Here is a 17,303-nt window from a genome sequence, read left to right on the forward strand (position 1 = left end):
TAAGATGCAGCAGCAATCACCTCTCATGACCTTGCGTGAACTTGCACAAAATGCGGTGGAGAAAGCCGCCACTCACCTTGCACAAGTTCGTCAGAACCATCAACAAATGGAGCAACAACTTGCAACACTGATGGGCTATCAAGATGAGTACCGTGTGCGCCTGAACGACACGCTCAGTAACGGTATGTCGTGTACGACCTGGCAAAACTACCAGCAATTCATGAAAACGCTGGAAAAGGCGATTGAACAGCACAAATTGCAGCTCAATCAATGGCAACAGCGGCTTGAAACCGCTTTATCACAGTGGCAGGAAAAGCAACAACGTCTCAATGCCTTTAATACTTTGCAGCAGCGGGCAGATAACAACCGAAGATTACAGCAGAACAGAACGGAGCAAAAACAGATGGATGAGTATGCCCAACGTAGTGCACAACGGAGAAATAGATAATGAATATCACTCTTTTGCCTGCTGACCTGAAACCGGCAGAAAATCAGCAAACGCGCGGTGATTCTTTTACTGACACAGATCAACCTTCTGTCTTTGCTCAGTTTCTTAATCTGGAAACCGAGCCGGCACAGAAAGGTATGGTCAAACCAGAAAAATTTTCAGCCGAAGAAGGAAAAGAGACCGTGGATGAAACAGACATCGGTCTATCGCCATTATTATCTGTATCATCTGTCTCAAATGAAATTCCAGCGGAGCCTATCATCTCCTCACGAATTCCTCTGAATGTAAAAGCAGAGGCAGACAAACAACCGGCTTCTGTTGATGAAAAGCTCATGTCAGCAGAAGAATTGGCGGCAAATTTGCCCGTACAATTGTCCAAATTAACCATCAGATCAGAAAGCCAGAAAGACAATCCACAACCAACCGAACTGATTAAACATAGTGATAAAAACAGTGATAAAAACCATCCAGTTATCGCTAAAGAATGGGTGATGACAGAATTACCGACAGAGAAAAATCTTCTGACGGATATGCCGGAACAACCAAAACATGAAGAAAAAACGGAAAACCTTGACACGCTTCTTAAAACAAAACCTGAAAACGGATTAGTACAGAATTCTCAGGTAAAACCAAAGATCTCCCCCGCCGTTATTCAGCATGAAAGTGCAACTCAACACTATTCACGTGAACCGGCGCTGGGCCAGACCCCCATTCAGGCTGAAATTCAGCCCACTGCCGTGGCAGCCGAAAATCAGCAAACCGGGCAGGTACCCTCAGTAGCCGCGTCACCTCTGCTTTCCGCCGGGCATAATCAGACGGCTCAGTTTCAGTTATCCAGCGCCTCCACCCCTTTGCTGAATGCGCAGTTGGGTAGTGAAGAGTGGCAGCAACAATTAAACCAGCAGATTATCTTGTTCAACCGCAACGGCCTGCAACAGGCAGAGTTGCGCCTGCATCCGCAAGAGCTGGGGGCATTACAAATTCGTATGTCTGTTGAAGACAATCAGGCGCAATTACATCTGGCATCGGCTCACAGCCATGTTCGGGCAGCCCTGGAAGCTGCCTTACCTGGGCTCCGTCATGCATTGGCAGAAAGTGGAATTCAACTTACCCAAAGCAATGTCAGCAGCGACAACGCCAGCCCGTGGCAACAAGAACAACGTTCCAGTTCACAAAATTCAGGCGGAACGGGTGGTCATGGCACTGACGCCACGCCGGAAAACCATTCGGCTACTGAATCCACAATACGTTTAACACCTCGCCAACTGGCGTCAATCCGCGGAGGTGTGGATATTTTCGCCTGATAATGGAAGGTATTTATCCGTAGTAAACAAGACTCACAACAAACGAATGAGTTAGTGGTTTTTTCCCCGTTTGTTCCGGCTATTGCCAGCGGAAATACGCGGGATAATTATTATCGATATTGATGGATAAGCAGGTCCGCCACGGAATGAGTGGACACTTGTCCGCAACGAAAACAGGAATTTGTCTGTCCATGTCTGACTATAGCTACGAGCATAAACGCAAAAATCCATTTTGGATGATACTGTTAATACTGATTGCCGTTATCGGCGCCGCCATCGGAGGATACAGTTGGTGGACATTTAAGCAGGCAGAAAAGAGTGATTCTAAAGCATCCCGAATCATAGAAGTCCCTGTATTTATGACTCTGGAGCCTTTTACCGTCAATTTGATCGACAATGAAGATCACTTTGACCGAGTGCTCTACATCGGCGTAACGCTACGTTTAGCCGATGAAAAAAACCGCAAGCGCTTCCATGAGTATCTGCCGGAAGTTCGTAGCCGTATGTTGTTATTATTATCACGCCAGAAATCAGCGGATCTGGCTCATGACAGCGGCAAACTGCGTCTGATGACCGATATCAAGCAAACGCTGCGCCCAACATTGGTACCAGGTGAGCCAGATCAGGTCATCACCGATGTGCTGTTTACCACGTTTATTCTGCGATAATCACCATGAGTGACAATATTCTTTCACAAGCAGAGATTGATGCTCTGCTCAATGGCGACAGTGCCAGTGACGACGCAGAAAACACCGCGTCCGGGGAAAACGAGATTCGCCCTTATGATCCCAACACCCAACGCCGTGTTGTTCGGGAACGTCTGCAAGCACTGGAAATTATTAACGAACGCTTTGCCCGTCATTTCAGGATGGGGTTGTTTAACATGCTCCGCCGTAGTCCTGACATTACTGTCGGAGCAATAAAAATTCAGCCCTATCATGAATTCGCCCGTAACTTGGCGGTGCCGACCAACCTTAACTTGGTTCATCTGAAACCGTTGAGAGGAACAGCGCTGTTTGCATTTGCTCCCAGCCTAGTTTACATCGCGGTAGATAACCTGTTTGGTGGTGATGGGCGTTTCCCGACCAAAGTGGAAGGTCGCGAATTCACCCATACGGAACAACGGGTGATTAATCGGATGTTACGTATGGCGCTGGATTCCTACCGTGATGCCTGGGATTCCATTTTCAAAATCGAAGTGGAATATATACGCTCTGAAATGCAAGTGAAATTCACCAACATCACCACATCACCGAACGATATCGTCGTCACAACACCGTTTCAGGTGGAAATTGGCGCGTTGAGTGGTGAATTTAACATCTGTATTCCGTTTGCCATGATCGAACCACTGCGGGAACGCCTGACCAATCCACCGTTGGAAAATGTCCGGCAGGAAGACAGCCTGTGGCGGGAAAGCCTGGTAAAACAGGTTCAGCATTCAGAGCTGGAGCTGGTCGCCAACTTTGTTGATATCCCGCTGAGGCTGTCAAAAATTCTGCAACTTCAACCGGGCGATATATTACCTATTGATAAACCCGAACGCTTGATCGTTCACGTCGATGGTGTGCCGGTGCTCACCAGTCAATACGGAACATTAAACGGACAATACGCCCTGCGTATCGAACATCTTATTAACCCTGTTTTAAATGCTCTGGATGAGGAACAGCCCAATGAGTGACGCTAAACAACCCACAGATACCGCTTCAACCGGATCTGCCGAAGATATGTGGGCAGAAGCGCTGGAACAACAGGCCGCACAACAACAAACCTCTGACAGCAGCGCGGCAATATTCGAATCTCTGGAGCCTCAGGATGCACTGGCTCATTTATCAGATATCGACCTGATTTTGGATATTCCGGTCAAATTATCCGTCGAACTGGGCCGGACAAAAATGACGATCAAACAGCTGCTGAGATTATCTCAAGGCTCCGTCGTCTCTCTTGATGGCCTTGCCGGAGAACCGTTGGATATTTTAATCAACGGGTACCTGATTGCGCAGGGTGAAGTTGTGGTTGTATCAGATAAATACGGCATCCGTATCACCGATATCATCACCCCTTCCGAACGTATGCGTCGCCTGAGTCGCTAATATGGCTTTCCAGCCTTCTCTTCATCATGGCGCGGCAGAACCTGTCGCGCAAACTCAGGCGGTTACGCAGGTCGCCACTGCCGCGCCGCTTACCGCCGGTCAGACGCTGATACAGGTCAGTAGCGCGTTAGCCGGTGTTTTGCTGTTAATTTTCACCCTCACCTGGTTAATACGCCGTATGGGGTTGGTTTCCGGCAAAGGAAAAACACAGCAACAACTGAGTATCAAAGCCAGTTGCTCACTTGGACAACGTGAACGTGTCGTCATTGTGGAGGTTGAAAATGACTGGTTAGTATTAGGTGTCACCGCCCAGCAGATTAATTTGTTACATCAGATGCCAATACCTGAATCCAGCGGCGATAACCCCGAAGGACACCCCATAAAACCGGCACTGTTTGGTCAGATTCTAAAAAATACCCTGATGCGACAAGGCAAGGCCGATGAAAAAAAGTAGTTCTTTCCTTATGACGAGCAGTAAATTCCCATTATCATGCCGCCTGGCAATGGCACTCACTGCGCTGGCTTTACCAATGGATGTCGCAGCACAGCTGCCGGGCATTATCAGCCAGCCGCTGGCAAACGGCGGACAAAACTGGTCCCTGCCGGTTCAGACTTTAGTTTTTATTACCGCGCTGGGTTTTATTCCCGCGGCTTTGCTCATGATGACCAGTTTTACCCGCATTATTATTGTGCTGGGTTTACTGCGTAATGCGTTAGGCACCCCATCGGCTCCACCCAATCAGGTTTTACTGGGGCTGACGCTATTTATGACCTTTTTTATTATGTCGCCGGTTTTCGATAAAGTTTATCAGGATGCTTATCTGCCTTTCAGTGAAGATAAAATCAGCCTGGAAACCGCTTTAGAAAATGGCGCCAAGCCATTACGGCAATTTATGTTACGTCAAACAAGGGAAAATGATTTAGCGTTGTTTGCCCGTCTTGCTGACCAGCCCCCTTTTGAAACCGCAGACTCAGTTCCTATGCGGGTACTGATGCCGGCATTTATTACCAGTGAGCTAAAAACCGCGTTCCAGATTGGTTTTACCCTATTCATCCCATTTCTGATTATTGACCTGGTTGTCGCCAGTGTTTTAATGGCGCTGGGGATGATGATGGTGCCACCCGCGACAATCTCGTTGCCCTTTAAACTTATGTTGTTTGTATTGGTTGATGGCTGGCAATTATTGCTGGGTTCTTTGGCGCAAAGTTTCTACGGTTGACCTGAAAAGAGACAAACATTATGACTCCTGAATCGGTAATGGCATTAGGCACAGAAGCAATGAAAGTCGCATTGGCGCTAGCTGCGCCGCTGCTATTGTCTGCTTTATTATGCGGTTTAATCGTCAGCTTATTACAAGCCGCGACACAGGTTAACGAAATGACGCTGTCATTTATCCCCAAAATTCTGGCGGTATTTGTCACTACCGTTATCGCCGGTCCTTGGATGCTGAATCTATTTCTGGACTACATGCGTGAACTCTACAGCAGCATACCCGTGATAATCGGCTGACTATGATCTCTTTTGACAGTGAAATGCTGATCCAATTTATCAGTGAATTTTTCTGGCCGTTGGTCCGGGTCCTTGCGCTGTTCAGTACCGCGCCATTATTCAGTGAAAAACAGGCCCCCAAAAAAGTTCGGATCGGGTTGGCAGTGATGGTAACGCTGCTCTTAATGCCAAACCTGCAACCCGCGCAAGTGCCTATTTTCTCTGTTGCCGGATTTTGGGTAATGGTCCAGCAAATCCTGATTGGCGCATCACTTGGCCTTACCATGCAAATTGCCTTTGCTGCTGTGCGCCATGCTGGTGAAATCATTGGCTTACAGATGGGGCTTTCATTCGCCACCTTTTTTGATCCCTCCGGCGGCCCCAATATGCCCATTCTAGCGCGTATCTTTAACCTACTAACTTTACTGCTATTTCTGGCTTTTGACGGTCATCTTTGGCTATTATCCGTTCTGGCGGATACATTCCAGGTTATACCGGTGCAACCATTGCAGCTTAGTGCGCAAGGGTTTTGGCTCTTGGCACAAAGCGCCAGCATGATATTTATCAACGGCATGATGCTGGCTTTGCCATTAATCACCCTGCTATTAACGCTGAATTTCTCATTGGGGATCTTAAACCGCATGACACCACAACTCTCCATTTTTGTGGTCGGTTTTCCATTAACGCTCACTACCGGTATCCTAGTGCTGACACTTTTAATCCCCATGCTGGCGCCATTTTCTGAGCGTATGTTCAGTGAATTGTTTAATCGGCTGGCGGTAATTATTAGTGGAATGGTTATTTAAAAATGATTTTCGAACCAAAATCAATCTAAAAAAACTATAAGTATTATATACTGTATAAACCGTGCTACTTAATACCATAAAATTTTACCGATAAATAAGAGAAAAGCGGACTTTAGCCATATAATATATTATTAACAGTTAAGGTTTTATTTTCAAAGATGCTATTAACACAGAGAAATAAAATAGGCTAATGATGCAGGAGCAGTAAATTAATGAATATAGAACAAGAATTATATAACGCCGCAGTTAACTTAATTGAAAAGCGATACCCCAAAGGATGGGGTGGTGCAGCCGCAGTACGAACAGAATCGGGTAACATTCTAACCAGCATTGCACCGGATACCAAAAATGACGCGTTATCCCTTTGTATGGAAGTCGGCGCCTATTTAGAAGCACATAAGCTTAATGAAGCGGTAACACACTCCTTATGTCTCTGCCGTGAAGATGCCGGTTGTAAATATATCATTTTGACACCCTGCGGAATATGCCAAGAACGTTTAGTTCACTGGGGTGGTGCAGTTAAAGCGGCCGTGACTAATGAAAAAAACGAACTGTTATTTAAAACAATACGTGAATTGCAACCTTATCATTGGTCAGCAGTTAATGGGGAAATCCTCTAAATTAGAGGATTTATTTTAATCTTATAATTTCTTGGATCCGCATAGTAAACGCAATTAACTCTCCTTTTAAAAAGTTGCATTTATTGAATTAAATCTGTCCTTGATATAGTATTCTTAATACTTCTGTATTCTCATTTTTAAATGATTATGACAGGTTAAACAAAGTGGGATCTTTCCTTGGTGCTATGCCAGTCAGTAGGAAGGGAATGATTTAATAATAAATATAACCGGATTTTCGTGGAGAAAAAGATGACAATAACCACTATTATTATCTCTCTCATCACTGTAGGACTTATCGGCTGGGGGATCACAATTTATAACCGCCTGGTTGCCCTGAAAGAGCAGACAAGCAATACATTTGCCAATATCGATGTTATCTTAAAGCAGCGTGCAGAACAGATCCCGCAGCTTGTGACCGTACTGGAAAAGTCTATGGAACATGAACGTGATATTTTTACTCGGTTAAGTGACGCAAGGCAGGTATATCTTAATGCCAATACCCTCACAGATAAAATCAAAGCCTCCAATGAAATGAACAATGCATTCCGATCTGTACTGGCCGTAGCTGAAAACTATCCGACACTGATTTCAGGTTCCCAATTTTCACAGTTGCAAACATCGGTGACGGATCTAGAAAATAAAATTGCTCATCGCCGCGAAATGTTTAATGATGCAGTAACCGAGTATAATACGGCGATTTATCTATTCCCTGATCTGATTTTTGCCCGCATGTTTCATTATCAGAGGCTACCTTTGTTAGAAATCTGTCAGGAAGAAAAAGCCTATGACGGTATCAAGTTTAAATAAATCAGATGGTAAACCTTATGATGACTATGATATTTTTTACTTTTATTTTTTCCTGTGTATTAATCTTTATCCTTGACCTCCTTTTAAAAGAAGTCGTGGGATTTAAACGCCTTCACTGGTTTTCCGTTCCTTTAATTGGATTGATCATAACCAGCACGGTTTTTTATTTCGATTATTCTTTCAAACATATTTTCTATATATTCTTTGGCGCCTCTCTTCTTATCTTTGCCATGCCGATTTTAATAAATGTCATTTCGTTTGGGAAAAACGCAGCAGGGTATTATAGACAAGCACGGCAGTCCGGTAAATCTGTCAGCAAGGCAACCTGGCAGGGGATTTTAGGTTCGGCGGCTATTGCCATTTTTCTGATTGCTTTTTTTGTTTCACCCAATGCCTTATTTGGCTTATTTTTCTTACTCTTTATCTATAACCATCTGAAAACAACACCGGAAAAAAAATTCCTTAAATTTCAGCAGATTTTGCCTACATCAAAAATCCGTTCAATCGCAATGGGCTTAGTAGAAGTAGAAGGAAAAATAACAGCGGGAACTCACTTTAAAAGCCCTCTGAGTGAAAAGCTATGCTATGGCTATCGTTATTATGAATATGATATCGACAAAGATTCAGAAGGCAATAAACGTTATTCTTTGCGTCATTCGGAAGAAAAAATCCGTCAGTTCACTTTAACCGATGATTCAGGATCAGTCCGTATTGATGCAACACCAGAAACGTTGACATTTGTGAAATTTTCTTCTTATCAGAACGATGAGACCGATTACGTTTCTTACCAAGAGTACTTGTTATTTCCAAATGAAGAGTATTTAATTATTGGTACAGCCATTGAAAAAGATGATCAAATTGTTATTACTCAGGCTGCTCCTCACCGATTACTGGGGATTACCTCTAAGGGATATTTGGGCGCCTGGAATGAAGTTGCACCAATGCGCCGTAATCTTGCAATTACTGTCATTAGTGCGGCAATCCTGATTGCCTTTATTCTGACCGTTCCTTATGAATATCAGTCTCATCATTTAACGGTTTTTTATCGTGAATCTCCATTACTGAAATGGTTATTTTAGAGATAACAGCAATGGGTGGATATCTTCTCGCTTTTCTTATTCTGGCCGTCATCCTGATTATTGCGGTTCGTTATCTCGTAGGCGTTTTTAATAAAATCGTTATGTTAAAAAGATACCGGGATAAAGCGTTTGCCAATATTGATATTTTACTGAAAAAACAGGTTGATTTAATTCCACAACTTATCACGATAACAGAACAAACAATGGCTCATGAAAAATCTCTCTTTCTGCAACTATCAGAAGTCAGGAAAAACTACCCCAGTGCAAAAATAACCGATGAAAAGGTGAAAATGGGTAATACATTAGCACATCAGTTGTTGTCATTTCTGATGCTTGCAAAAAACTATCCGGCCTTAATCAGTCAGCCATCTTTTCAACATTTGCAAGCGCAGATCACTCTGCTGGAAAATCAGATTGCAGACAGACGTGAATTCTTTAATGAAAGTGTTGCTCTTTACAATACCGGGATCCGGCAATTTCCCAATATCATTTTCGCCCGGATATTAAGATATAAACCCAGCCCAATGCTGAACCCCATGCAAGGATAAAACCCATGTTTACCATTCCATTTGATTTATTCGGATTTGTTGATGCCATCCGTAGTAATCCGGGTATTTTAATCGTCACTGCGATTTTCGGCCCTGTGGGTGCAATGTTATGCCTACTTCCCTTTGCTCGAATACCAGGAATTAGCCAGGTTATTCAGACACTGGTTATCAGTCTATTAACCTCTGCTTTTGTTAATTTACTCTGTGTCGTGGTCATTTATTTAATCTTTACAAACGATATTATCCGCCTGTTCTGGAGCTTGATTATTGTCCAAACGGCCTGTTTGTCTTTTTGGTTTATGAATAAAGAAGCCGTGTTTAAACTGGCTGAACAGGATGACTCCATGCGCCAGAGACATTCAAAAATAGGAGGAAAAAATAATACCAAGAAAAAGAAAAGAAAGAAGAAATAAATCTGCATGTAAAACAGTATTACCCTAATAGATGGAGACTAAGGTGCTTTCCCGCCAATGAAATAGCTACCGGTATACCACCCGCTTCATCAACCACTCAAATATCCCCTATCGGTTCAATCTGGTTATAATGAAAAACCCGTTTACTCACTTTTAACACTAACTTTTGTGAATACAAGGGTCCGGGGTTTTACAATCACAAACGGCGCTGCGCATATTAACTGAAAGCATGTTTTTTCCTTAACCAATATTAACACTACCGCCACCAATCACAATTCCACCACAACTCACCGCGTCACCGGTTCTCGCCGCAGGTTTACCATCAACAAAAACGGTACTGGAACCTCCGGCAATTATTCGTGAATGAGATGAATGTGACGCCAAACTATCGCCCTGACGAGCCAAAGGAATACCGTCAACTTTCACACTGGTCGATCCTGAAATAACCGGTGTAGCGCCACAATCATCATGAGCTGTGCCAATATCACCAATCTTTACCGCATTACCCATATTGCTTCCTCCATATCTGGCAGAATTAACATAATTAGTCTTTATCTTGCGTAACCGATAATAGCTTTCTTTTACTGTTCCCATCAAGAAAAAATATCGGGTCAAATAACCCGATATTTCTACCCATTAAATTACCTGGACAAAACGACCGTTAATTAATGAGAAAATCGGCGCAACAGTAGCCAAAATCGTATCTCCATCTTCCTCATCAACGTAATAGTAGGATATTGGGGAACTTTCTGGGTCTGATTTATTCACCAACCTGACCATTCTTCCCTGATTCATTATTTTCACTCTGTAGTCATCCCAATTAATTGGCTTCATTTTGAAACTTTTTATTTTGATATTATGGTAAACAGACTGATCAGCAAAAACACTCTCTTCACTTTCACCGGAAGCCCAAGCCCAAGCTTTGAGCGCAACTTTTTGTTGATCTCGGAGTGTATTCAAGTCCTTAGCGTTATAAGCCTGCCAGGCCGCTACATAAGCTTGTTGTAATTGCTGACGTTGCTCTGGAGTATCTGTATAAGGAGTTGCTTTCTCCCATTCCCAATCAGGTAAGCCACTGATTTTTACATTTCTGCTAAACCGATATAAAGTCATATCAAGTGGAAATTTTCGGATATCAAAATAGTCTTTATCTTTATGTCCAGCCTCTACGTTTTCTGCCTGAATCGTATGACGCACCACTGGTGTACTAATAGCAGCGTATTTCGCTTCATTTGCGGGTGTTATTGCCACAGGTTGACCGTTTTTATCTATCGCTACTTCAATTGCCGTCAGCACCTCGCTCTTTCTACCACGCATAGCCGTCAATTCCAGATTACATTTGGCTTCAGGATTAAAGTGGTTGCGGATTTCATCTGACAGCTTATCCGGGGAAAACCAACCCAATGCGCTAAATTCCAGACTAATTTCATTTTCACCGTTTGTCATAAATAACATGGAAGCCGTACTGGCAGTACCAAACCCCCGGCCACCCCGGGCTGAGTTTCGATTATCCATGCCCGTTACGCCATTGGTTTTAATGTCACAAAAGGCATATTGGATATCGAATAAACTACGAATATACAGCCGCGGTTCATTTGCATTAGCACCCTGCATTACCATCACACCTAAACCTGACATAATAATCACTCCTAATAATAGCAATAACAGTTTCAATCTCATTTTATCCTCACATTCCGGGCAATCCGGTGATAAACGGGATGTTATCCATCTTAGGCTTAAAGTTAGGATCATAACCCATTTCCCACGATGTTGTTTCAGCGCCCGGGACTATCTCCGGCCGAGTAATAGGCCGCTCTTTCCCTATCAGATTAATTCTCAACGGAGATTCACTGGCTTTTAACGGATCGGCAATAACCCATTTCCACTTCTCTGTAACTTTAATGATAGATCTTTCGCCATTTTCTTTCTTTGCATCCACTTCTACTTCAAATTCCGCAACAATCCCATTATGGTAGCCAGCCAGATCGATCCCTTTATCATGCTGATCAAGTTCAAAACCCGCCGCTGTTTTTACAGCCACACCCGCTCCTATTGCGACTTCCATTATCATAATATGAGTCTTAAAGGCGACATTCACTTTTCCTTCCAGACTCAATTTCAAATCATTCTTATTACCGGCGTCAAAAGTCCACTGCTTTTGTTTATAAGCGGCACCCAATTGAAAGGACAGGTTGCAGGTCAAAATAAGGCAACATTCCAGATCTAAATAGTTTTTATCATTTGAATTCCTGCGGGCCAGCGCCTCCCTGAATTTGGCTGCCACCTTCTCTATCTTGCAATACGCCGCCCCCATTTGGATGAGATCCAGTTTTGCCGTCATCCCCATAAAAGGCGCGGCACTGAAACCCAAAAAATGGGTACGGTCATCCATCGAAGTGGTTCGGTCATAAGCATAAGCCAGTCCAATATTGATGGGATCTACCTTGAGATCAAGCAGTTGGTAGCTGCGGGTGCCTTTTGAATCCGGATCGGGCGCCAGGTATTTTTTGGTATAACCCAGCAGCTTTTCCACCCGATTGATGGCTGCTAAATTGGGCAGGGTTTTCCTCACCTGATTAACTTCCGCAAACTTCGCCGAGTAATCGATATCCTGAACCGTTAAAGCGTATTCGACGTTAAGGGCCGTCTGTCGGGTCAGATAAAATGGGTCCGTATGGGTTGTCCAGCCACTGCGCAGTTTATTGCCATTTTTGGGCTTGACATTTTCCATCGCCTGACGCGCTTTTTTCTGTTCATCACGCCGCTCCTTTACAGAACGTTCTCCGTGGGAAAAATCAAAGCTCAATCCAACCGAAACCATAAAACTGACCGACGGGTAAACCGCTATCGTCGCGTACTGTTGACTATCCAGGCAACCCTGGGTTATTAACTTATAATAACGCGGCTCACTGTACATATCTGTCGGGTTGGCAAGATTAGATAAATAAAACCAGACACTTTCCAGGTCACTTTCAATCTCAGCGTCTTTCAGTTGATCTTTATAAAATAATGTCACCTCCTGTGGCGCATTAAATTCTAGCGTTTTCTCTTTCTGCCCCCCAGTTAGCACCGCATGATGTTTAGCCGTGTTATGACATTTACCTTCAATCTGTATCGTCCCTTTTTGACCTTTTCCATCATCAATCAGGCTCAGCTTAATTGCCGGTTTTTCAGGCCAGACCTGAGTATTCTGACCAAAAGTGACGCTGATTTTATAAATACAGGGGTCCGGGTTGTCGCATGTCATGCAAGCAACACCAGCGCGGGATGAAATAGTTTGCTCTACCATATCAATTACCTTTTAATTACCTAATCGGGGATAAAACCCAATTCGCTTTTTAATAATGTTTCCATCCGATAATAACCCGGCCACTGGGGGTCTCTGAGCGCGGTTAACCATGCCTGCGGGATTTGCTCAAACTGATTGATATGTCTCGCCATCAGTAAATAGAGAAACCCGCCAATGGCGCGTTCATCAGTGATTTCATTATCACGACAAAAATAAAAACAATCCTCCGCTAAGGTTTTATGTTGAATAAATGTGGCCTCATCCATATAGGCGGGAGAATAATGTGTATCAGGGAGCGGGTTTTTCAATACCCGGTCTGAATGTGCCGACAGGGAATCGTATGGCAGATCTATGGTACCGGCACCATTATGGTAATTGACTTCATTAATAAATCGCGTCAGTTTATTAATATATCTTTGCTCGAATAGCTCATTTAACTGAGCATATTGCTTTGTTGTGATCCGCAACATCTTTTGTCTGGAACAGGCCTCTGCGGGAAATTGTTTTCTGACCGCGTGAAAATTATCTTCATGCTTAACGCCCATTAGAGAAGTGCTAATTTTATTTATCGGCCCCAGAAAGCAATGAATTTCCCAGTCACTGAGTACGTTGAGAAAATCCCAGATATTACGCGGATCATAAAACCGAAAGAATACCGGTTTATCCTGATCGGATAATAATACTTGTAAATACTTACGCAAATGCCGACGTAATGTTCTCATGTCCGCCGGTGAATGAAGACAAATTCCCCAGGTGGTTTGCCATTCCGCCAAATAAAGTCCGACTTTTTCTGTTACTTCCACTAAATAAGGCGCGACTTTAAGCAGTTCAGGTTGCAAAGACTCATTATAAAGACAAGTCGCCGGGGGATTAAAATGTTCCAGAACAAAGAACAATCGGGGTTCGCTGGCGCCATCAATGACGGCATAGTGTTTTTCAGCGGCCATCAGTCGTTATCCTCCTTTGGACAGTGTGCAACAAACATCGAACCGGCACTGGCGGCCGCTTGCAGAATGGCGGGATTAGCCGGGCGCAATAAATCCCCTGGGCTGCCACCGGAGTTCAGGTTAATGGTTGGACCTTTGATATCGACACCACCGGCATGAATGACCACAAAATTATTCCCCACTTTCAGGCTGATTTTGCTGCCACTCTGCACCGTAATATCCCCCTCGGTATTAATACTGAACATACCCTGGATTTCCTGTGCCACATTACCATTGACCTGCAAGGATTTATCACCGTCAACCTGAGCAAGATAGTTCCCGGTGGTTTTATGATCCTGTTGTCCTTCAACGGTCACTTTACGGTTATTGGCAACCGCCAGTTCGTCATCATGTCCAATGTGGGTCGTGCGGTTGTAATTAATTTTCTCATCCCGGGAATTGCGCACCTGAATCGCCAGATTTTTCTGCGCATGAATAAACACCTCTTCCCGGTCTTTTTCATCCTCAAACCGCAGTTCATTAAACCCGTCCCCTTTATGGGTTTTTGAACGAATTGACATCTGGGTTTTTGCTATCGGCAACGGGTTCGGCACAATATTGCTGGCATGATAGGTGCGCCCAACAATAATCGGCTGGTCTGGATCGCCGTGCAGAAAATCCACCAGGACTTCCTGACCCACGCGCGGAATGGCAATCATGCCCCAGCGCTGGCCGGCCCAAGCCTGGCTGACTCTAATCCAGCAGGAGCTGTGATCATTAAATTTGCCATATTCGTCCCAGGCAAACTGCACCCGTACCCGCCCATATTCATCACAAAAGATTTCTTCCCCTTCCGGGCCAACAACGGTCGCAATTTGCAGGCCGTCAATGCGCGGTTTCGGGTAAGGTGAAGGACGCCATACCCGGTTACAGTCACCAAAGGTGAAGCTGTTGGTTAAAGTGGTCCCCCTCTCGCCAAAACGGGATTCATCCGCCTGCGGTTGTCTGCCGTGATGACTGATTTCAATCACTTGCCAGAGAGTATTAAATTTCTCTTTCGGATGATCGGTAAGCGTAAATCCCGAAGCCGCCGAAAGGACAAAACAGTCGCTTTGCCCGTGACCGAGCATCGCGTCACGGCGGAGGGCTTCCAGACGATATTGACTGATCCGCTGACCCGTCTCGTCTTTATAGCGCCCGGGAAAATCATAGTAATCGTAACTGTGCAGATCTGAGCGTTGATGGTTAAGCTGACGTTCATGATAGAAATACTCGGCGGCCCAAACGGGATTTTTAAAGGTACGATCGCGCAGAAAAACACGCGCAATGCCGACCTGTTCACGCCAGCGAAATTGATTGATACAGCATTGGCTTCCTGTCTCATCCCTTCCTGGATGGTAGGGCAGTGAATGGTTGCCATTGATTCGATAAGAATCAAAAAAAACCACTAATGGTTCACCCGGCTCCTGATTGAACATAAAGTAATAAAATATCCCTTCATCCGCCAATAAGCGCTGGAGAAACGTCAGGTCGCTCTCATCATACTGAACACAAAATTCCCGTTCAGGATGTTCATAGCGCAGGTTACAAACGAAGTTTATGACGCCATTTTCTTTCAGCAATTTTCCGACAATATCAGTCACGGATTGGCGCTGAAAAATGCGGGAATTCACCCGTAATCCCGCACGCCATAAACTTGGATGCAGTGTCAGGGAATAGTGACTGCGATGGCGACCTGTCGTGCTTTGTTCAAACAGTGTCACAATCCCGGTCACACTGCGCTCCGGTTGCCCGTCGCGATAAACCGTCAGTGTCGCAAATCTGTCCAGCACATCGGCAAAATCAATATCCGGGTCAGCGCTGGTTAACGCGACTTCCAGACAGAATAATGTTGACAACGCTTCATTCAAGGTAAATTCAACCACAGCAAAAGTTTGCTCCGGGAGGTGACCTACGGTGAGGGTAAAAACCAGTCCTGAATCCGCCATTATATTCCTCCTGACTGAGTGATATTGACGCTGAGGAAATGAAAGAAATCGTTTAATACAACCATAATTCAACTTTCACTAATTTAAATGACGACCGAATGTATTTTACCGGCAGAGCCACGGGCTAAATTTTTCTCCGCCCTTGTTGGGCCGGGTATTTACCTCATATTTCTGCCTGAAATTATCAGCACCCTGTCGGGTTGATTATTCAACATATGAACGGGAGCATAGAAAAGTGAAGAAATAATGCACTTATTTTCTTTTAAGAACGATATTTTATTCTGGTAAAAATGAGGTTTTTTGGCGGGATAAAACAGATAACGATAAGAAATTTAATGCGTTTTTTCACCCTTTCATTCTCTAATAAGTGTGATGCCACAATGATGATATTCTTTACCGGTATCACCGATTTTTATCGCATTACTCATCAAGAAAAAATATCGGGCTAAAGAACCCGATACTCTTAATTAAATCACCTGGACAAAACGACCATTAATTAATGAAAAGATTGGTGCGACGGTAGCCAAAACCGTATCGCCATCTTCATCAACGTAATAGTAAGATATTGGCGAACTTTCCGGATCCGATTTATTCACCAGTCTGACCATTCTTCCTTGGTTCATTATTTTAACAGTGTAGTCATTCCAGTTAATTGGTCTCATTTTGAAGTTTTTTGCATTGATATCACCAATAGACTGATCAGCGAAAATACTTTCTTCACTTTCATTAGTAGCCCAAGCCCAGGCTTTGAGCGCAATTTTTTGTTGATCACGGAGTGTATTCAAATCCTTAGCGTTATAGGCCCGCCAGGCCGCCATATAAGCCTGTTGCAATTGCTGACGTTGTTCCGCAGTATCAGTATAAGGGGTTGCTTTCACCCATTCCCAGTCAGGCAATCCACTGATTTTTACATTCCGACTAAACCGATATAAGGTCATATTGGGTGGAAATGTTCGAATAACAAAGTAGTTTTCGTCCTTATGTCCAGCTTCTATGTTATCTGCCTGTATCACATGACGCACCACAGGTGTACTAATAGCAGCATATTTCGCTTCATTCGCGGGTGTTGTTGCTACAGGCTGACCATTTTTATCAATTGCCACTTCAATTGCCGTCAATACTTCACTTTTTTTACCACGCATGGCTGTCAGTTCCAGCGTACATTTAGCCTCAGGGTTAAAGTGATTGCGGTTTTTATCTGATAACACATCTGAGGAAAACCAACCCAGCGCACCAAATTCCAGACTGACTTCATTTTCTCCATTTGCCATTAATAGCATAGCGGCCGTACTTGAAGTTCCAAACCCTCGCCCTTCAAAGGCTGAATCACGGTTACTGAACCCGGTTACATCATTAGTCTTAATATCACAAAAAGCATACTGAATATCGAATAAACTACGGATATACAGTCTTGGTTCGTGTGCATTAGCACCGAACATCACCATTACACCCAAACCGAACATAATAATCACTCCTGATAATAGCAATAACAGTTT

At 44.1% G+C, this 17,303-nt stretch carries 20 protein-coding genes; 14 read left to right on the forward strand and 6 right to left on the reverse strand.

Going from position 1 to position 17,303, the window contains the following annotated elements; translation table 11 throughout:
* Nucleotides 1–4: 4 nt before the first annotated feature.
* The 14 genes from fliJ (at nt 5) to ABR397_RS02285 (ending at nt 9,604) form a co-directional block, all read left to right on the forward strand.
* The gene (fliJ, locus tag ABR397_RS02220; protein WP_350304279.1) at nt 5–448 is read left to right on the forward strand and encodes a flagellar export protein FliJ; all 444 of its coding nucleotides are present in this window, start codon (nt 5–7) and stop codon (nt 446–448) included.
* Entirely contained in the window at nt 448–1,752 is a 1,305-nt protein-coding gene (locus tag ABR397_RS02225; protein ID WP_350304280.1) for a flagellar hook-length control protein FliK, read from the forward strand. Before fliJ ends, ABR397_RS02225 begins: the two co-directional genes overlap by 1 nt.
* A 191-nt stretch (nt 1,753–1,943) precedes the next feature.
* Nucleotides 1,944–2,420, forward strand: a complete 477-nt coding sequence (fliL, locus tag ABR397_RS02230; RefSeq protein WP_350304281.1) for a flagellar basal body-associated protein FliL — start codon at nt 1,944–1,946, stop codon at nt 2,418–2,420.
* Nucleotides 2,421–2,425: 5 nt separating this feature from the next.
* Nucleotides 2,426–3,430, forward strand: coding sequence for a flagellar motor switch protein FliM (fliM, locus tag ABR397_RS02235; RefSeq protein ID WP_350304282.1), 1,005 nt, complete (start codon nt 2,426–2,428; stop codon nt 3,428–3,430).
* The gene (gene fliN / locus ABR397_RS02240) at nt 3,423–3,842 is read left to right on the forward strand and encodes a flagellar motor switch protein FliN (RefSeq protein WP_021324075.1); all 420 of its coding nucleotides are present in this window, start codon (nt 3,423–3,425) and stop codon (nt 3,840–3,842) included. The genes fliM and fliN overlap by 8 nt, the downstream gene beginning before the upstream one ends.
* Before the next feature lies 1 nt (nt 3,843).
* On the forward strand, nt 3,844–4,296 hold the full coding sequence (gene fliO / locus ABR397_RS02245) for a flagellar biosynthetic protein FliO (protein ID WP_350304283.1): 453 nt from the start codon (nt 3,844–3,846) through the stop codon (nt 4,294–4,296).
* Between the two features lie 49 nt (nt 4,297–4,345).
* The gene (gene fliP / locus ABR397_RS02250) at nt 4,346–5,062 is read left to right on the forward strand and encodes a flagellar type III secretion system pore protein FliP (protein WP_350304322.1); all 717 of its coding nucleotides are present in this window, start codon (nt 4,346–4,348) and stop codon (nt 5,060–5,062) included.
* Between the two features lie 20 nt (nt 5,063–5,082).
* Nucleotides 5,083–5,352, forward strand: coding sequence for a flagellar biosynthesis protein FliQ (fliQ, locus tag ABR397_RS02255; protein WP_021324077.1), 270 nt, complete (start codon nt 5,083–5,085; stop codon nt 5,350–5,352).
* Between the two features lie 2 nt (nt 5,353–5,354).
* A complete protein-coding gene (gene fliR / locus ABR397_RS02260) occupies nt 5,355–6,137 on the forward strand; it encodes a flagellar biosynthetic protein FliR (protein WP_350304284.1) in 783 nt (260 codons plus the stop codon).
* A gap of 212 nt (nt 6,138–6,349) precedes the next feature.
* Nucleotides 6,350–6,757 (forward strand): cytidine deaminase, encoded by a 408-nt coding sequence (locus ABR397_RS02265; RefSeq protein ID WP_350304285.1) that lies wholly within the window; start codon nt 6,350–6,352, stop codon nt 6,755–6,757.
* A gap of 249 nt (nt 6,758–7,006) precedes the next feature.
* Nucleotides 7,007–7,564 (forward strand): LemA family protein, encoded by a 558-nt coding sequence (locus ABR397_RS02270; protein WP_350304286.1) that lies wholly within the window; start codon nt 7,007–7,009, stop codon nt 7,562–7,564.
* A 20-nt stretch (nt 7,565–7,584) separates the two neighbouring features.
* Entirely contained in the window at nt 7,585–8,643 is a 1,059-nt protein-coding gene (locus tag ABR397_RS02275; RefSeq protein WP_350304287.1) for a hypothetical protein, read from the forward strand.
* Nucleotides 8,644–8,654: 11 nt separating this feature from the next.
* Nucleotides 8,655–9,191, forward strand: coding sequence for a LemA family protein (locus tag ABR397_RS02280; RefSeq protein ID WP_350304288.1), 537 nt, complete (start codon nt 8,655–8,657; stop codon nt 9,189–9,191).
* Nucleotides 9,192–9,196: 5 nt separating this feature from the next.
* Complete coding sequence (locus ABR397_RS02285) at nt 9,197–9,604, forward strand: hypothetical protein (RefSeq protein ID WP_350304289.1); 408 nt, start codon at nt 9,197–9,199, stop codon at nt 9,602–9,604.
* A 240-nt stretch (nt 9,605–9,844) separates the two neighbouring features.
* Here the strand turns inward: ABR397_RS02285 and ABR397_RS02290 are convergent, their stop codons facing one another.
* From ABR397_RS02290 to ABR397_RS02315, 6 genes are all read right to left on the reverse strand, one after another.
* Complete coding sequence (locus ABR397_RS02290; protein ID WP_350304290.1) at nt 9,845–10,114, reverse strand: type VI secretion system PAAR protein; 270 nt, start codon at nt 10,112–10,114, stop codon at nt 9,845–9,847.
* 126 nt (nt 10,115–10,240) lie between these two features.
* Nucleotides 10,241–11,242 (reverse strand): hypothetical protein, encoded by a 1,002-nt coding sequence (locus ABR397_RS02295; protein ID WP_350304291.1) that lies wholly within the window; start codon nt 11,240–11,242, stop codon nt 10,241–10,243.
* 49 nt (nt 11,243–11,291) lie between these two features.
* Nucleotides 11,292–12,893 carry a hypothetical protein gene (locus ABR397_RS02300; protein WP_350304292.1) on the reverse strand — a complete coding sequence of 534 codons (1,602 nt, stop codon included), beginning with the start codon at nt 12,891–12,893 and terminating at the stop codon, nt 11,292–11,294.
* Nucleotides 12,894–12,913: 20 nt separating this feature from the next.
* Nucleotides 12,914–13,840, reverse strand: coding sequence for a DUF4123 domain-containing protein (locus ABR397_RS02305; RefSeq protein WP_350304293.1), 927 nt, complete (start codon nt 13,838–13,840; stop codon nt 12,914–12,916).
* On the reverse strand, nt 13,840–15,807 hold the full coding sequence (gene tssI / locus ABR397_RS02310) for a type VI secretion system Vgr family protein (RefSeq protein ID WP_350304294.1): 1,968 nt from the start codon (nt 15,805–15,807) through the stop codon (nt 13,840–13,842). Before tssI ends, ABR397_RS02305 begins: the two co-directional genes overlap by 1 nt.
* Before the next feature lie 467 nt (nt 15,808–16,274).
* A complete protein-coding gene (locus ABR397_RS02315; RefSeq protein ID WP_350304295.1) occupies nt 16,275–17,270 on the reverse strand; it encodes a hypothetical protein in 996 nt (331 codons plus the stop codon).
* Nucleotides 17,271–17,303 lie beyond the last annotated feature (33 nt).

Origin of the sequence: Photorhabdus viridis (assembly GCF_040256935.1) — a bacterium.
GTDB classification, from domain to species: Bacteria; Pseudomonadota; Gammaproteobacteria; order Enterobacterales; family Enterobacteriaceae; genus Photorhabdus; species Photorhabdus viridis.

Coding starts and splice junctions, on each gene's coding strand:
- fliR (WP_350304284.1), top strand. CDS start 5,355: ATGATCTCTTTTGACAGTGAAATGCTGATCCAATTTATCAGTGAATTT.
- fliJ (WP_350304279.1), top strand. CDS start 5: ATGCAGCAGCAATCACCTCTCATGACCTTGCGTGAACTTGCACAAAAT.
- fliM (WP_350304282.1), top strand. CDS start 2,426: ATGAGTGACAATATTCTTTCACAAGCAGAGATTGATGCTCTGCTCAAT.
- ABR397_RS02270 (WP_350304286.1), top strand. CDS start 7,007: ATGACAATAACCACTATTATTATCTCTCTCATCACTGTAGGACTTATC.
- tssI (WP_350304294.1), bottom strand. CDS start 15,807: ATGGCGGATTCAGGACTGGTTTTTACCCTCACCGTAGGTCACCTCCCG.
- fliL (WP_350304281.1), top strand. CDS start 1,944: ATGTCTGACTATAGCTACGAGCATAAACGCAAAAATCCATTTTGGATG.
- ABR397_RS02295 (WP_350304291.1), bottom strand. CDS start 11,242: ATGTCAGGTTTAGGTGTGATGGTAATGCAGGGTGCTAATGCAAATGAA.
- fliO (WP_350304283.1), top strand. CDS start 3,844: ATGGCTTTCCAGCCTTCTCTTCATCATGGCGCGGCAGAACCTGTCGCG.
- ABR397_RS02285 (WP_350304289.1), top strand. CDS start 9,197: ATGTTTACCATTCCATTTGATTTATTCGGATTTGTTGATGCCATCCGT.
- ABR397_RS02315 (WP_350304295.1), bottom strand. CDS start 17,270: ATGTTCGGTTTGGGTGTAATGGTGATGTTCGGTGCTAATGCACACGAA.
- ABR397_RS02300 (WP_350304292.1), bottom strand. CDS start 12,893: ATGGTAGAGCAAACTATTTCATCCCGCGCTGGTGTTGCTTGCATGACA.
- ABR397_RS02225 (WP_350304280.1), top strand. CDS start 448: ATGAATATCACTCTTTTGCCTGCTGACCTGAAACCGGCAGAAAATCAG.
- ABR397_RS02280 (WP_350304288.1), top strand. CDS start 8,655: ATGGGTGGATATCTTCTCGCTTTTCTTATTCTGGCCGTCATCCTGATT.
- ABR397_RS02305 (WP_350304293.1), bottom strand. CDS start 13,840: ATGGCCGCTGAAAAACACTATGCCGTCATTGATGGCGCCAGCGAACCC.
- ABR397_RS02265 (WP_350304285.1), top strand. CDS start 6,350: ATGAATATAGAACAAGAATTATATAACGCCGCAGTTAACTTAATTGAA.
- fliP (WP_350304322.1), top strand. CDS start 4,346: ATGGCACTCACTGCGCTGGCTTTACCAATGGATGTCGCAGCACAGCTG.
- ABR397_RS02290 (WP_350304290.1), bottom strand. CDS start 10,114: ATGGGTAATGCGGTAAAGATTGGTGATATTGGCACAGCTCATGATGAT.
- fliQ (WP_021324077.1), top strand. CDS start 5,083: ATGACTCCTGAATCGGTAATGGCATTAGGCACAGAAGCAATGAAAGTC.
- ABR397_RS02275 (WP_350304287.1), top strand. CDS start 7,585: ATGACTATGATATTTTTTACTTTTATTTTTTCCTGTGTATTAATCTTT.
- fliN (WP_021324075.1), top strand. CDS start 3,423: ATGAGTGACGCTAAACAACCCACAGATACCGCTTCAACCGGATCTGCC.